Here is a 14,817-nt window from a genome sequence, read left to right on the forward strand (position 1 = left end):
GAACCGAGGAGTCGCGCCGATGCGCACAGCCGATCTGGACCTCGCGACGTTGCGGTGCGAGCAGGACGGCCGCGTCCTGACCGTGCGCGTCGTGGCCCCGCCGTTCAACTACATGACCGCGCCCATGCAGGACGATCTCGTCCGGCTGGTCGCGGCGGTGGACGCCGACGAGAGCGTGGGGGCGGTCGTCCTCACCGGCGGAGTGCCCGGTCGCTACATCACCCATTTCGACATCGCGGACCTCCTGCACAGCGCCGAGACCCTCCCGCCGACGCTGCCGCGCCCGCCCGTGTCGCTGGTGGTGCGGGCGATCAAGAGGGTCTCGGCGGTGGGCGGTGAGCCGGTCCGACGGCTGCTGGACCGGACGCCCCTGGCCTCGCTGGGGCTGCTGGCCCGTTTCCACGCCGCGTGCGAGGCGATCCTGCGCTCGCCCGCGGTGTGGATCGCGGCGGTCGACGGGCCGTGCGGCGGCGGCGGGCTGGAGGTGTCGACGTTCTTCGACGTCCGCCTGGCGTCCCGGAACGCGCACTTCATGCTCCCGGAGCTGACGATCGGGATCACCACCACCTTCGGCGGCCAGCAGCTGGCGACGGTGATCGGACCGGTGCGCGCCCTCGAGCTGATGCTCGAGGCCCGGGCGATCAGCGCGGACGAGGCCGCGGTGATGGGTCTGGTCAACCACGTCGTCGACGGAGACGTGCTCGCGCACGCCCAGCAGCTCGCCGCCCGGTACGCTCGCCGCCCTCGCCCCGTCGTCGCGGCGCAGAAGGCGGTCTTCCACGACGACGTCTCCCTGTCGGAGAGCCTGACCCGCGAGGCCATTGCTCAGATGGTCTGCCTGTCCACCCGGAACACCCGCGCGGCGTTGACCCGCTGGCTGCAACGGCAGGATCCGTCGGGGGACTCGACATTCCTCACCGACCTCGAGCCGTGGCGGGACGGGACGGCGCTCGACATGAACGCCGGGGCGGGTCAGCGCGGCGACGAGGAGGCGGTCGGTTCGACGGCGGGGCGGACCTCGTAGTTGCCGGCGTCGAAGAAGCGGGTGCGTTTGCGGTAGTCGGTGGTGAAGCCGGGCCAGTTGCTGGTGTTCTTGCCGTTCGCGGACCGGTACCAGCTGGTGCAGCCGGCCTCCCACACCGTCCCGGACAGCAGCCGCTGGATCTCGTCGTTGTACCGGGCCTGCACCTCGGCGCGGACGTTCGCCCAGCCGTGGCCGTGCACGCCGAGGTGCCGGATGGCGCTGAGCACGTAGTCGGTCTGGCTCTCCAGCATGTAGATGATGGAGTTGTGCCCGAGGTTCGTGTTCGGGCCGTAGAGGATGAACATGTTCGGGAAGCCGGTGACGGTCATTCCCAGGTAGGCCTCGGGCCCATCGCGCCACGCGTCCCGCCGGAGATCCAGGCCCTGGAGGCCGGTGATCGTCATGGGAGCCAGGAGGTCGCCGGCGGCGAAGCCGGTGCCGAAGATGATCCCGTCGACCTCGCGCTCGCTGCCGTCGGCACCGACGACGGCGTGTGGCCGGACCTCGGCCAGCCCCGTGGAGAGCACCTCGACGTTCGGGCGCGTGATCGCGGGGTACCAGTCGTTCGAGATCAGGACGCGCTTGCAGCCGAGCGGGTAGGTCGGGGTCAGACGGCGCCGCAGCTGCGGGTCGGGAACGCACCGGCGCAGGTGGCGTCGGAACAGACCCCTGATCAACGGCAGTCCGCGCCCTTTGGTCATCGGGATGACCCGCGCCTCGTAGTAGAGGTACTTGCGGGTGCGACTGGTCGCCAGCGTCGCGGGGAAGTTCCGGTAGACGTACTTCTCCAGCGGTGTGTAGGGGCGATCAGGCTTGGGCAGCACGTAGGGCGCCGAGCGCTGGAACAGGACGAGCTGGGCGACCTTGTCGACGATCTGCGGAACGAACTGGATCGCGCTGGCACCGCTGCCGATGACCGCGATCCGCTTCCCGGTGAGCTCGTAGTCGTGATCCCAGCGGGCGGAGTGGAACACCGTGCCCTCGAAGCTGTCCAGGCCCGGCAGGCTCGGCTCGGCGGGCCGGCTCAGCTGCCCCGTGGCCGGCACGAGGAAGCGACTCTCCACCTCGGTGCCGTCGGCGAGGATGAGCCGCCACCGCCCGCTGACCTCGTCGAAGGACGCGGCGGTGACTTCCGCGTCGCAGCGCACGTGGTCGAGCACCCCGTACTTGCGCGCGCATGTCTCGATGTAGCTGCGGATCTCCCCGGCCTGGCCGAAGGCGCGCGACCAGTCGTGGCTCGGTTCGAAGGAGTAGCTGTAGAGATGCGACGGGACGTCGCAGGCGGCGCCGGGATACACGTTGTCGCGCCAGACGCCGCCCACGGCCGACGCCTTCTCCAGGATGACGAACGGGATGCCGGCCCGGCTGAGCTTGATGCCCAGACAGACGCCCGCGAAGCCCGCGCCGATGATCGCCACCGTCGGTTCGACGACGGTGCTGTCGGTGTTGTCCACGGCCGCTGTCCTCAGTGCTCGCCGACGTGGTCGAGGGCCTCGTCGGCCGCCCGGCTGATCGGTCCGTCCCAGGTCGGTCCGTGGCCGGGGACCAGGGTGTCGGCGTCGACCGTGCGCAGGGTGCTCAGCGCACGGACGGCGCTGTCCTGGTCGTTCGAGAAGAAGCCGGGCAGCAGCCGGGGCGCGACGACGTCAGGGAGCGTCGGGTGCGCGGTGACCAGCGCGTCGCCGCTGATCAGCACGCCGGCCGACGGCAGGAGGTAGCTGGTGTGCCCGGAGGTGTGCCCGGGCGTGGCGACCGGGACCGGTCGACCGGGGAGGTCCAGGGCGCCGTCGTCCTGTGGGAAGGCCTGGGCGTCGGGCACGGTGACGTGGCGCAGCGCCCCGACACCGACGATCTGGGCCGCCCAGAGCGCGACACGCGGCCGGAAGAGGATCTTCGCGACGTCGAGGGGGCCGCCCGACTCGTCGACCGTGCCCACGGCGTTCGGAACCTCGGCGGAGTCCATGTACAGCGGTACCTCGTAGGTGTCGTGCAGGTGGTTGAGCGCGCCGGTGTGGTCGGCGTGCGCGTGGGTGAGCACGACGGCGCGGAGATCCTGCGGTTCCCGGCCCAGCGACCGGATCGATCGCTCGACCTGCTCGGTGTCGCCGCGCCAGCCGGCATCCACGAGGGTGAGCTCGCTGCCCTCCCGGATGAGCACCCAGTTCACGGCGGTACCGGTGAACACGAACACGTCGTCCGCCACCTGGTGGCCTCGGACCTCGGACATCGATCGCTTCCTTCCTGACGGGGTGGTGGGCTCAGCGGCGTCGAGGGGCCCAGGTGATGCGGTCCATGTCGTTGCCGACGTGCACGGCCCCCCGGAAGTTCGCGCTGCACTGGGCGTGCCAGACCGGATCGGGGATCTGCCGGGGGTTGGACGGCACGAGGTGGGTCAGCACCAGTTGGCCGACCCCGGCCTGGGTGGCGACCTGGCCGACCTGGCTGGTCGTGGTGTGGGAATCCTGCAGGTGCGTCATCAGCGCGGGCGTGACGTGGCCGAACCGCTCGATGAGCTCCAGGTTGATCACTTCGTGGACCAGGACGTCGGCGCCCTGGGCGAGCCGGATGACGTTCTCGGAGTACTTGGTGTCGCCGCTGAAGACCACGGAGCCCTTGGCCGTGTCGAAGCGGTAGGCGAACGACGGGAACACCGCGCCGTGGGAGACGAGGATGGCGCTCACCCGCACCCGGTCGTCCTCGTAGATCGGGAACGGAGCCATCGACGGTGCGGTGTTCGCCGGGGTGGCGCCGACCGGGGGCACGACGATCTCGTGGATGTCCTGCAGGGACTCGACGTCGCGGGTGCCGATGCCCCGCATGAAGACGTTGTAGCTGTAGGCGTACCCCTCGTTGAGGCGGTCGGTCAGCTCCTTGATGCCCGGGGTCGGGTTCTGCGGTGCGATCGTCGCGACCGGTGGGGTCGGCATGGGGGGCAGCCCGCCCGCCGGCCCGGGGCCGTAGACCGTCAGCGGTCCGGACAGGTTGTCGCCCTCGCCGTTCGGTTCGCCCCCCTCGCAGAGGAAGTAGTTGTAGTAGTCCGCGAGGTGGTCGGCGTGCAGGTGGGTGATGAACATGGCCTTGAGCGCCCTGAACTCCAGCCCGGCGTTGATGTACTGCGTGACGCTGGCGCGCCCGCAGTCGACGACGTAGTTCTGCCCCTCGACGGTCAGCACGCTCGACGTACCGGTGCGGACGTACTCGGCCTGCGGGCCGCCGGAGGTCCCGAGCAGCGTCAGCGAGGTGTCCCGGGGCTGCGAATTGCCGGTCGGGAGCACCGGGTTCAGCGGGGTGGAGAGCGGCCCGGCGGTCTGCCCGGCCGACGGCGCACAGCCGGCCGCGGCCACCGCCACGAGCCCGGTGCCGGCGATCGCGGAGCCGAGCAGCGAGCGTCGTCCGATCTCGGGGCGCGACGGCTCGGGGGTGCTCGCGGTGTCGTCGGACGGGACGTCGGTGCCCGACGGCGCGCAACAGGCGGCGGGCTCGCGCACGCCACGGCGGCGGAACATGGAGGCTCCTTCGTCTCGGTCCGATGCCCGAGAGGCTCACCCCATCGACTTCAACCGCGCTTCAGTCCGGCTCCAGTACGGGCGTCGCGGCGGACCGAGGTGTTCGACGTCGTCGACGCCGACCGACCGCGCCCCGCACGTCTGCGCGTCCACCCGTGGCACGGAACGAGGGCCACGGGCGACGATCCAGGGCCATCCCCCGCTGAGCTGCGCGCACGTGCCCCGGGGGTGGGGGGTTGCGGGAACCGACCGTCCGGCCTCCTACCGTGATCGGCGGGACGCCGGGGACCCCCCGGGCTCGAGATCGATCTCGGCAAGGGGCGTCGGGTGCTCAAGGGTTTCAAGGATTTCCTGCTGCGCGGCAACGTGGTCGATCTGGCGGTCGCCGTCGTCATCGGCGCGGCGTTCACCGCGGTGGTCACCGCCTTCACCACGTCGTTCCTCAAGCCGCTCATCCAGCTCGTCTCGCCCGGGAGCGGTCAGTTCGCGGGCACGGTGACGGTCGACGGCGTGGTGTTCGACTACGCCGACTTCATCAACCAGACGATCACGTTCGTGCTCACCGCAGCAGTGGTCTACTTCATGATCGTCGCGCCGATGAAGGCCATCCAGGCCCGTCGGCTGCGGGGCGAGGAGTCAGGACCGGTCGAGTCGACCGACATCGAGCTGCTCACCGAGATCCGGGATCTGCTCGCCCAACAGGTCGCGGACAGAGACGGCGCCGCCTCGCGGGTCGGCGACGCGACCTCCGGTCCGATCGAGCCGGCGGCGATGTCTCTCCACCGCACGATCGCCGGCGGGACGACCACGGGGCACGACGACGGGGTCGGCGCATCCCCGCGCCACGGCCGGCCCGAGCCGGCAGCGGACGCCGCGGCGCGACCCCCGCATCCACCACATCCCTCGGCCGCGTCGCCGACGGCACCCCTGCCCGCCGCCGCGCCTGACCCGGTGTCGTCCGGACCCGCTCGAGGCGCCCACCGGCCCTGACCGATCTCGCGTCCGATCGGGCGAGTACCGGAGTCGCTTCTCCGACCGTGCCGAGGTCTGCCGCGTGCGCCCACCCGCCGCGCCCCGGGACGTCACTCACCCGGCGCGCGTCAGGAACTCCACGACGCGCGCCTGGGCCGCGGCCGCGTCGGGGTGGGTGTAGAGCGCGAGGTGGGTGCCGGTGTCGAGGGTCAGCAGCTCGGCACCGGGGATGGTGTCGGCGGCGAAGGTGCTCTGGGTCGGCGGCAGGTCGCTGTCGGCGGTGCCCTGGACGACGAGCGTCGGCGCAGTGATCTTCTCGAGCTCGAGCGACGTGATCGCGGCGAACCGGTCGAGGTCGTTGTGGAAGCCGGCGCGGCGGTGGGCGTCCGGGACCGCGGTGGGACCGAGGGCGAGGGCGAGGTCGCGCTTGGCGGGGTCGGCGAGGACCTCCTCGACGCGCCGGGCGAGCTGGTCGTCGGTGAGATCGCCCTCGCCGCCGAGCTCCGCCCGGATGTACTGCTCGGGCTGGTGGGCGGCGAGGAGCCGCAGCAGCCACCGACCCGGGGCCGTGGTGAACATCAGCCGGGTCGCGACGTCCTGGTGCGGTGCCTCGTAGGCCTGGCAGACCGCGGCGCTGGCGACGAGGGTGGTGACCCGCTCCGGATGACGGACCGCGAGGCGGTAGCCGCTGGGACCGCCGCCGGACCAGGTGTGGACGCCGGCGCGGTCGATCGCCAGGTGGTCGAGGAGCGCGGCGATCAGGTCGGCCTGCTGGTCGATGGTGGTCCGGCCCTCGAGAGGGGTGCCGAGGTATCCGGGCCGGGACAGCAGGATCGCCGAGATGCGGTCGCGGGGCAGGATCCGCGCCATGAGGGCGGCGGCGTCGATCCCGCCGGGGCTGCCGTGCACGACGACCACCGGCGTCCCGGTGCCGACGACGGCGTACTCGACCGGCCCGAGGGGCGTCTCGGCGATCTCGCTGACGTACTCGGGGTCGTCGGTGCGGGTGGCGTGATCCATGAGCGGCTCCTCGGCTGGGCTGGTCGACGTCACCGATCCTGCTGGCGCGGACGACGACGAACATCCCCCGATGCGCTGGTCGCCGGCGCCCCTCCGGCTCATCCCGCCGGCGCGGCCGGTGCCGACGCCCGCTCGCTGCGGAGCCCGAGCTCGGTCATGACCTCGTCGGCGGTGGCCCGTCCGGAGCGGACGGCCCCTTCCATGTAGCCGGCCCACTCGACGGCGTACTCCGCGCCGGCCCAGTGGATGCGACCCACCGGAGCCCGCAGGGCGGGGCCGTAGCTGGTCCAGGTGCCGGGCGCGAAGTGCGCGCCGTAGCAGCCGCGGCTGAACTCCTCGGCGCTCCAGTCCTTCTCGACGTACGAGGTGGGCGCGGCCGCCTCCGCGCCGAAGTAGCGCGCGAAGCAGTCGAGGACGGCCGCCCGACGCTCGTCGTCGGGCAGTCGCTGCCACCGACGGGCCTCGCCACCCTCCACGAACCCGATCAGGATGCCCACCTCGGCGCCGGGCGGGGAGACGTCGAAGGTCACCTTCACCGGGCCCGTGTCGGAGATCGCCTGACCGTTGAGCTCGTGGTCGCGCCAGAACGGGGTCGGGTACGCGGCGAAGCACTTCGCGACGGTGCCCGCCGGGACCCGCTGGGTGAGCTGGTCCCTCCAGGCCGGGAGGACCGGTCGGTAGTCCAGGCGGCCCGACAGCGTCGGCGGCAGGGCGACGACCACCCGCGAGGCGCGGACGCGCTCGCCGGCCCGGGTCGTGACGGTCACGCCGTCGTCGTCCTGGGCGACGGCGGCGACGGCCGCGCCGAGCCGCACGTCGAGGCCCTCGGCGAGGCGCTCGGCGACCAGCACCGAACCGCCCACCACCCGGTCCTTCTGCGCTCCCCGGTCGGTCGAGGCGAGCGTCTCGAGGTCGCCGCCGTTGCTCGCGGTGTAGACGAGCGTGTGCAGGAGGGAGAGATCCGTGGAGTCCGCGGAGTAGAGCGCCTCGGCGAGCACCCGGAAGTAGGCGCGACCCGTCGGCGTCCGGAGGTTGCGGCGGACCCACGTCTCGTAGGTCTGCCCGTCGAGGTACTCGGCCTTCGGGTGCGTCCAGGGCGTCGCCGGGTCGACGCTGCGGGCCAGCCTTCCGAAGCGGAGCAGTCCCTGGGCGAGGTCCGCCAGCGCGATCGGGTTGACCTTGGGGACGGCGCCCTTCGTCGGCGCGAGCCGGGACTGCTTGCCGCCGAGGTCCATCAGGAGCGCGCCGGCGTCGTTCCACGTCGGGAACGTCTCCAGGCCGAGCTCGGCCACCAGCCGGTACATCTCCGTGTGGCCCTCACCCACCCACGTGCCACCGAGCTCGATCGGCGCCCCCTCGAGCACGCCGCCCTCGGTGCGGCCACCGACCCGGTCGCGGGCCTCGAGCACGCGCACCGTCCGCCCCGCCGCCACCAGTTCCCGGGCCGCGCTGAGGCCGGCCAACCCGGCTCCGACGACCACCACATCGACATCCACGTCCAGCAACCTCCGACGAGCAAAGTCAGTCGTATGACTGAGTCCGGGACGGTAGAGCTCGCGGCCGGCGCCCGCAAGAGGAGTGCTCAGCCGTGACCGGCGGTGGCGAGCGCGACGACCATGTCCGCCATCGCCTCGAGGTCCTCCTGGGAGCGCGACTCGTCGGGGTCGCAGACGTGCTGGAGGATCAGCCCGTCGATGCCCGCGACGATGACGCGTGAGAGCCGGTCGATCGGCACCGCGGAGGCATCGCCCGCGTGCCGCGCAGCCGTCGCGCACCATTCCGCGACCACGCCGCAGTAGCGCTCGTACTGCCACCGGGCCAGGTGCTCCTGCCCCGCGGTCCGCAGGGCGTAGGTCGTCAGCTCGTACTGCATGAGCTGCAGCCCCCGGTGACCGGTGACCAGGCTCGACCAGAACGTCCGCAGGCCGCCCCGGATCGCGTGTGCGAGACCCCGGTCGAGCTCGGCGGAGCCCTTCAGGACCTCGGCGATCTCCTCGACCACGTCCTCGATGACCGCCTGCAGCAGCTTCTCCTTCGACGGGAAGACGTACTGCATCGTGCCCAGCGGCACCCCGGCTTCCGCGGCGACGGCGCGCAGCGACGTCCGGGCGACCCCCTCGCGGGCGAGCGCGGCCCGTGCGGCGGTGATCAGCTGCCGGTGGCGGACGGACGCTTCGACGTACGGCACGAAGAGCCCTTCTCGGTCGGGTGACCGACATGCTGCCACAGCTGTCGCGCGTGCCGCGGGACGGCCGGTGCGGTACCGAGGCCGGCGCGCACGGCGTTGAGGATGACCAGCACCTCGGCGGCCTCGTGGACGACGACCACGGCGGCGAGCCCGAGGACGCCGAGCGCGGCGAGCGGGATCAGCGCGCCGATGATCAGTAGCGAGAGCCCGACGTTCTGCAGCATGATCCGCCGCGCCCGGCGGGCGTGGGCGAGGGTCCGGGGCAGATGGCGCAGGTCCTCGCCCATCAGGGCGACGTCGGCGGTCTCGATGGCGACGTCGGTGCCCATGGCGCCCATCGCGATGCCGACGTCGGCGGTGGCCAGCGCGGGGGCGTCGTTGACGCCGTCGCCCACCATCGCGACCGGCCGCCCACCGGCGATCCGGGGCAGCAGGGCGGCCTTGTCCTCGGGGCGCAGCTCGGCGTGCACCGTCCCGATGCCCGCCCGCTCGGCGAGCGCGACGGCGGTGCGCCGGTTGTCCCCGGTGAGCACGGCGACCTGGAGACCGAGATCGCGCAGACCCCGGACGGCCGCCGGCGCCTCGGGACGCAGCTCGTCGCGCACGGCCACCGCACCGAGCACGGCGTCGCCGCTCGCGAGGAGGGCGACGGTGGCACCCGCGTCCTGGAGGCGGTCGACCTCGCCGCCGAGGTCCGAGACGGGAACCCACCCTGGTTTGCCGAGGCGCAGCGCGGCGCCGTCCCGGACGCCGGTCAGGCCGTGGCCGGCGACGGCGGTGACGTCCTCGGCGGGCGTGACGTCGAGGGCCCACGCGTCGGCGGCGGCCAGCACGGCCGCGGCGAGGGGGTGCTCGCTGCGGGCCTCCAGCGCGGCCGCGGCGGCCAGGACCTCGCGGCGCTCGTGGCCCGGCGCGGCCGCGACCTCGACGACCTGCGGGTCGTTGCGCGTCAGGGTGCCGGTCTTGTCCAGGGCGACGGCGCGGACGCGGCCGAGCTCCTCGAGCGCCGCGCCACCCTTGATCAGGGCGCCGTGGCGGCTCGCGGCGCCCACAGCGGCGACGACGGTGAGGGGCACCGAGATCGCCAGCGCACAGGGCGAGGCGGCGACGAGGACCACCAGCGCCCGCTCGATCCACAGCAGGGGATCGCCGACGAGGGCGCCGACGCCGGCGATGACGACGGCCAGGACCATGATCGCGGGAACCAGGGGCCGCGCGATGCGGTCGGCGAGGCGCTGCCCGGCGCCCCGGCGCTCCTGGGCCTCCTCGACGATGTGCACGATGCGGGCCAGCGAGCTGTCCGCCGCCGCCGCGGTGACCTCGACCTCGACCGCCCCGCCGCCGTTGATGGTGCCGGCGAACAGGTCGTCGCCCGGCCCGGCCTCGACCGGGACCGACTCGCCGGTGACCGCCGAGGTGTCCAGGCTGGTCCGGCCGGTGCGGACGACGCCGTCGGTGGCGGCCCGCTCGCCGGGGCGGAGCACGAGCAGGTCGCCGACGACGAGCTCGTCGGGGGAGACCGTGACCTCGCGGTCGCCGCGCCGCACCGATGCGGTCGGCGGGACGAGGCCGAGCAGGGCCCGCAGCCCGCGCCGGGTCCTGCTGACGGCGTGGTGCTCGAGTCCCTCGGCGATCGAGAAGAGGATCCCGAGCAGCGCCGCCTCGGCGACCTCCCCCAGGGCGACCGCGCCGACCGCCGCGATCGTCATCAGCGTGCCGACGCCGAGACGCCCGTGGCGCAGGTCGCGCAGCGCCCCGGGAACGAAGGTGGAGCCCGCGACGACGGCGGCGACCAGCGCCAGGCCGGTGACGGCGAGGTCGGGGCCGCCGGCGAGGCCGGTGATCCAGGCGCCCGCGAGCAGGACGGCCGCCGCGAGCGCGAGCCGCAGTCCGCGGACCTCCCACAGGCGGGCGGGCCCCTCGTCGGCCCTCGCCACCTCGTCGGGGCCGCAGCAGGCGTCGGACACGGCACACATCCTCACGCTCGTTGGTGCGTTGTCACAAGGGACGCAGCAACGATGGTTAGTCTGACGCCGTGTCCTCTCCGTCTCCCGAGGTCGACCGGTGCGACCTGCTCTGCCTGGACCTCCCGCACGCCGAGGACATCCGGACCTCCCTGCCCGATCCGGACGTCCTGGGTGCCGCGGCCGCGCGGGGCAAGGCGCTGGCCGACCCCACCCGGCTCGCGGTCGCGGCGGCCCTGCTCGCCGGCGACGAGCTCTGCGTCTGCGACATGGCCTGGGTCGTCGGCCACGCGCAGAACCTCGCGTCGCACCACCTGCGGGTCCTGCGGTCCGCCGGTCTCGTGACCTCGCGGCGCGACGGCAAGCTCGTCATGTACCGGCTGACCCCGGTCGGCCACGCACTCGCCGTCGCGGTGCTCGGCGACGTCGCCGCGGCGGAGGACCGACCGGTCGGGTCGTAGCCTGCGGTCGTGAGCATCGAGGTCGAGCCCGAGGCTCTGGCCGAGACGGTCGAGGGCATGGGCGCCGGATACCTGCTGACGCTGGGCGACCGGCCGCGCCCGCACGTCGGCGCGGTCGACACCGCCGTCGTCGACGGCGTGGTGCGGGTGCACGGCGTCGGCCGGACCGGACGGGGCGACGCCGCCGCGCACGACGCCGTCACGCTGCTCTGGGCGCCGCGCGAGCCGGGCGGGTACTCGCTGATCGTCGACGGCACGGCGACCGTCGCCGGCGACCGGCTCGACGTCGTGCCCGTGCGGGCGGTCCTGCACCGCCCGGCGCCGGGAGCTCCGACGGCCGGCGGAGCGTGCACCGCCGACTGCGTGGAGCTGCCGGTCGAGCGGCCGGCGGCCGACTGACGCCGGCGCCGGACGGGGCGCTCAGCGCTTGGTGAAGACCATGACGCTGCGGTCGCCCGCACACGCCCGGGCCTCGACCTCGGCGAAACCGACGCGGGCGGCCATCTCGCCGAGCTCGCCGGTCGACCAGCACTTCCCGGGCGTCGAGTGCATCAGCAGCGCGGAGTACTCCGCGACCGGGCGCGGGCCGGTGCGGCGGGCGTCGACGTGGGCGTCGACGTCGACCAGACGCCCGCCGGGCGGGAGCGCCGCGCACGACGTCGCCATCAGCCGCTCGACGTCACGCCCGCCCCAGTCGTGCAGGACCTGCGAGAACAGGTGCACGTCGTGGTCCGCGGGCCACTGGTCGGCGAACATGTCCGCGGTGACGACCCGGACGCGCCTGCCCGCTCCGTGTTCGGCCAGCAGGGTCCGCGCCGCCTCGTCGACCGGGGAGCGTTCGAGCACCGTCGCCGTCGCCTCCGGGCGGTCCTCGAGCAGCGCCATCGCGTAGATCCCCGAGCTGCCGCCGACGTCGAGCAGCCGGTCGATCGCGAGGTCCCGGAGGACCCGCGCGACGCTCGGAGCCAGGAAGGCGCCCCGCGCGTCCATCGCGGCGGTGATCGTCGCGGCGAAGCGGGGATCGGCCAGGCGGCCGGCCCAGTCGTGGCCGCCCGGTCGCGACGGCGCGCTCGCCCACGCCGCCGGGCGGTCGGTGCGCAGGACCTCGGCGAGCTCGGCGACCGCGGGCCGCTCGGCGAGCGAGCCGAAGTAGGGCCGGAGGTCGAACGAGGTCTCGCCACCGAGGTGCCATCGACCGAAGTCGGAGAGACGCACGAGGTCGTCGGCCTCGAGGAAGCGGTCGACGAGGCCGTGCGCGGCGCACAGGGTGAGCAGCACGTCGGCGGGGCGGGCGGCCCACCCCATCGCCTCGCACAGCTGTTCCGCCGGCGCCGGACCGTGCGCAGCGAGCCAGGCGAACACGTCGAACTCGCTCACCGCCGCGAGCACGAGGTCGGCGGCGTAGGCCCCGTCGCGGAGGCGGTAGAGCGCGGTGGGGTCGAGCACGTCCGGGTCCACGGGATCGCCGAGCACGACCACAGCATGACGATCACCGCGAAAGCGGGAAAGGAAACTGCAGGAATCCGCAACTGCGTGATCACGCGAACGTTCGCGTCGCTCAGACGAACGCCCGGGCCACGACGGCGGTGCCGACGGTGCAGAGGACCGCGGCGACGGCGAACCCCGCCGCGATCGGGAGGCCACCGGCGGACAGTCCCGTGAGCACGCCGAGGAGGGCGACACCGGCCACTCCGCCCACCTGGCGGACCGTCGACACCAGCCCCGACGCGAGGCCGCGGCGGTCGGCGGGCGCGGCCGAGAGCGCGGCCGTGGTCATCGGGCTGAGCAGCAGCCCGATCCCGACGCCGATCGGGACCAGACCGGCGACCACGACGACGACGCTGCCGGCGACGAGCCCCGCCGCCGAGCACAGCAGAGAGGCCACGGCGAACGCCGAGAGCCCGATCACGAAGGCCCGCGCGGCGCCCCAGGCGTCGGTCAGGCTGCCCCCGACGGGCAGCAGCACCGCGAGGGTCGCCAAGTAGACCGCCACGACCCACGCCTGCGCTCCCGGCCCGAGGGCGAGGTCGACGCGGATGCTCGGGAGCATCACGCCGACGATGCTGGAGTCGAGCACCAGCAGCACCATCGCCGACGTCGCGGCCACGACCGTGCCGCGTTCCGCCTTCCCGGTCCGGGCCGCGCCGGGCGCCGTCACCCGGGGACCCGGGTCCCGGTGCGATCTCGGGGCGGGATGTTGTGGTTGATCCGGAAGACGTTGTCCGGGTCCCACTCCGTCTTGATCTCCACGAGGCGGTCCCAGCGGGCGGGCTCGTAGGCGGCCCGGACGTCCGCCGGGGTGACGTGGGCACCGGCGAGGAAGTTGACCAGCGCGCCGCCGTCGCTCCACGGGCCCAGGTCGTCCAACAACGCCTGCTCGGCCGCGCCGTCGGAGACCGTTCGCGCCGAGGGATGGGGGGAGGACGTGGTCACGTAGACGGAGTAGGCGCTGCCGCGGTGACCGACGGCGTTCGGCACGGCGGGCTCCCGGCCGAGCGCGCCCCCGAGCTGGCGGATCTCGACGACGAACGGGGCGTGGGGGCCGGCGTGGCGCAGGATCGTGGCGACGGTGTCGGCGTCGGCGGTCCGCAGCGCGAGCGAGCGGCTGGTGGTGGCCCGCGGGGTCGTCGGGTCGTTGTGGATGGTGCCGATCTGCGTCACCGGCATCGTCCGCACGGTGTCCGCGAGCGGTGTCGCCGCGCGGCGCAGCGGCGCGATGACGTCCTCGCAGCGGGCGGGTGTGCCGGTCGAGGTCACCCGCGCGTGGCAGCACCACCGCCCGCGCAGCGGAGCGGGCACGGCCGGGAGGTCGGGAAAGGTCATGAGGATCGCCGACAAACTGATCTCGTCCGGCGCGTCGTGCCCCGCGAGGAGCAGCGCGTCGAGGACGGCGCCGGCGTCCTCGCCGGGGAAGAACAGCCCGCCACCGTAGAGCTCGGCGAGCTCGACGAGCTCGATCTGCATCCCGGTGACCACGCCGACGTTGCCGCCACCGCCGCGCAGCGCCCAGAACAGGTCCGGGTGCTCGTCGGCGGTCGCCCGGCGCGGGACGCCGTCGGCGGTGACGACGTCGAGTCGGCGGACGCGGTCGGCCGAGAAACCCCAGCGGCGGCCGAGCACCCCGAGCCCGCCGCCCAGGGTGTACGACACGGCGCCGACCGCCGGCGCCGAGCCGGCCAGGGGCGCCAGCCCGAACGGCGCGGCCTCGTGCAGCACCCGGCTCCACACCGCCCCCGCTTCCAGCCACGCGGTGCGGTCGGACGGGTCGACGCGCACGGCGTCCGCGCGACGGGTGGTGATCAGGAGGGCGTCGTCGGCGGGCACGGTGATGCCGTGCCCGGTCGCCTGCGCACCGACCGCCAGTCCGTGCGTACCGGCGTGACGCACGGCGGCGACGACATCGGCGGCACCGGTCGCTCCGACGAGGACGGCGGGACGCTGGCCCACGGCGAGGTCGAAGCCCGCCAGCTCCGCGGCGTAGCCGTCGTCGCCCGGCAGCAGCACCGGACCGAGCACACGTGCCGCCAGGTCGCCCACCCCGGCGGTCACTGCGCACCGCCGGAGCGGCGGAACCGGGCGTCGACGCGGTCGTCGTCCAGGACGAGGGTCACCGGCGTCCTCCGTTCCCTGACCGGGCGTGGTGCTCGACGGATCGCCTCGGGTCGGAGGACACGCTAGGTGC

At 73.8% G+C, this 14,817-nt stretch carries 13 protein-coding genes and 1 pseudogene; 4 read left to right on the forward strand and 10 right to left on the reverse strand.

Annotation, left to right across the window (positions count from 1 at the left end):
• The first annotated feature begins 19 nt into the window (after positions 1–19).
• The gene (locus tag ACR9E3_RS05080; protein ID WP_460378960.1) at positions 20–1,024 is read left to right on the forward strand and encodes an enoyl-CoA hydratase/isomerase family protein; all 1,005 of its coding nucleotides are present in this window, start codon (positions 20–22) and stop codon (positions 1,022–1,024) included.
• Here ACR9E3_RS05080 and ACR9E3_RS05085 read toward each other — a convergent pair.
• Genes ACR9E3_RS05085 through ACR9E3_RS05095 form a run of 3 tightly spaced genes read right to left on the reverse strand, consistent with a single transcriptional unit; the run spans position 973 to position 4,530 of the window.
• Positions 973–2,478 (reverse strand): flavin-containing monooxygenase, encoded by a 1,506-nt coding sequence (locus tag ACR9E3_RS05085; protein ID WP_460378961.1) that lies wholly within the window; start codon positions 2,476–2,478, stop codon positions 973–975. The genes ACR9E3_RS05080 and ACR9E3_RS05085 overlap by 52 nt on opposite strands.
• An 11-nt stretch (positions 2,479–2,489) precedes the next feature.
• Positions 2,490–3,251: an MBL fold metallo-hydrolase gene (locus tag ACR9E3_RS05090; protein ID WP_460378962.1), complete on the reverse strand. Its 762-nt coding sequence runs from the start codon at positions 3,249–3,251 to the stop codon at positions 2,490–2,492.
• A 31-nt stretch (positions 3,252–3,282) separates the two neighbouring features.
• Positions 3,283–4,530: an MBL fold metallo-hydrolase gene (locus ACR9E3_RS05095; RefSeq protein ID WP_460378963.1), complete on the reverse strand. Its 1,248-nt coding sequence runs from the start codon at positions 4,528–4,530 to the stop codon at positions 3,283–3,285.
• A 327-nt stretch (positions 4,531–4,857) separates the two neighbouring features.
• Between ACR9E3_RS05095 and mscL the strand changes: the two are divergent.
• Positions 4,858–5,247 (forward strand): annotated as a pseudogene (gene mscL, locus ACR9E3_RS05100) (large conductance mechanosensitive channel protein MscL); the annotation flags it as partial.
• Between the two features lie 369 nt (positions 5,248–5,616).
• Here mscL and ACR9E3_RS05105 read toward each other — a convergent pair.
• The 4 genes from ACR9E3_RS05105 to ACR9E3_RS05120 form a co-directional block, all read right to left on the reverse strand.
• Positions 5,617–6,522, reverse strand: a complete 906-nt coding sequence (locus ACR9E3_RS05105) for an alpha/beta fold hydrolase (protein WP_460378964.1) — start codon at positions 6,520–6,522, stop codon at positions 5,617–5,619.
• A gap of 98 nt (positions 6,523–6,620) precedes the next feature.
• On the reverse strand, positions 6,621–8,018 hold the full coding sequence (locus tag ACR9E3_RS05110; protein WP_460378965.1) for a flavin monoamine oxidase family protein: 1,398 nt from the start codon (positions 8,016–8,018) through the stop codon (positions 6,621–6,623).
• A gap of 86 nt (positions 8,019–8,104) precedes the next feature.
• Positions 8,105–8,710: a TetR/AcrR family transcriptional regulator gene (locus ACR9E3_RS05115; protein ID WP_460378966.1), complete on the reverse strand. Its 606-nt coding sequence runs from the start codon at positions 8,708–8,710 to the stop codon at positions 8,105–8,107.
• Positions 8,671–10,677: a heavy metal translocating P-type ATPase gene (locus ACR9E3_RS05120; RefSeq protein WP_460378967.1), complete on the reverse strand. Its 2,007-nt coding sequence runs from the start codon at positions 10,675–10,677 to the stop codon at positions 8,671–8,673. The genes ACR9E3_RS05115 and ACR9E3_RS05120 overlap by 40 nt, the downstream gene beginning before the upstream one ends.
• Before the next feature lie 68 nt (positions 10,678–10,745).
• On the opposite strand from ACR9E3_RS05120, the gene ACR9E3_RS05125 reads away from it, so the two are divergent.
• Together ACR9E3_RS05125 and ACR9E3_RS05130 are read left to right on the forward strand one after the other, a co-directional pair.
• Positions 10,746–11,135 (forward strand): ArsR/SmtB family transcription factor, encoded by a 390-nt coding sequence (locus ACR9E3_RS05125; RefSeq protein ID WP_460378968.1) that lies wholly within the window; start codon positions 10,746–10,748, stop codon positions 11,133–11,135.
• Positions 11,136–11,144: 9 nt separating this feature from the next.
• The gene (locus ACR9E3_RS05130) at positions 11,145–11,534 is read left to right on the forward strand and encodes a hypothetical protein (RefSeq protein WP_460378969.1); all 390 of its coding nucleotides are present in this window, start codon (positions 11,145–11,147) and stop codon (positions 11,532–11,534) included.
• 21 nt (positions 11,535–11,555) lie between these two features.
• Here the strand turns inward: ACR9E3_RS05130 and ACR9E3_RS05135 are convergent, their stop codons facing one another.
• The 3 genes from ACR9E3_RS05135 to ACR9E3_RS05145 form a co-directional block, all read right to left on the reverse strand.
• Positions 11,556–12,608: a methyltransferase gene (locus ACR9E3_RS05135; RefSeq protein WP_460378970.1), complete on the reverse strand. Its 1,053-nt coding sequence runs from the start codon at positions 12,606–12,608 to the stop codon at positions 11,556–11,558.
• Positions 12,609–12,693: 85 nt separating this feature from the next.
• Entirely contained in the window at positions 12,694–13,293 is a 600-nt protein-coding gene (locus ACR9E3_RS05140; RefSeq protein ID WP_460378971.1) for an MFS transporter, read from the reverse strand.
• Entirely contained in the window at positions 13,290–14,684 is a 1,395-nt protein-coding gene (locus tag ACR9E3_RS05145) for an FAD-binding oxidoreductase (protein WP_460378972.1), read from the reverse strand. Before ACR9E3_RS05145 ends, ACR9E3_RS05140 begins: the two co-directional genes overlap by 4 nt.
• Positions 14,685–14,817 lie beyond the last annotated feature (133 nt).

Source organism: Actinomycetospora sp. C-140 (assembly GCF_054796175.1).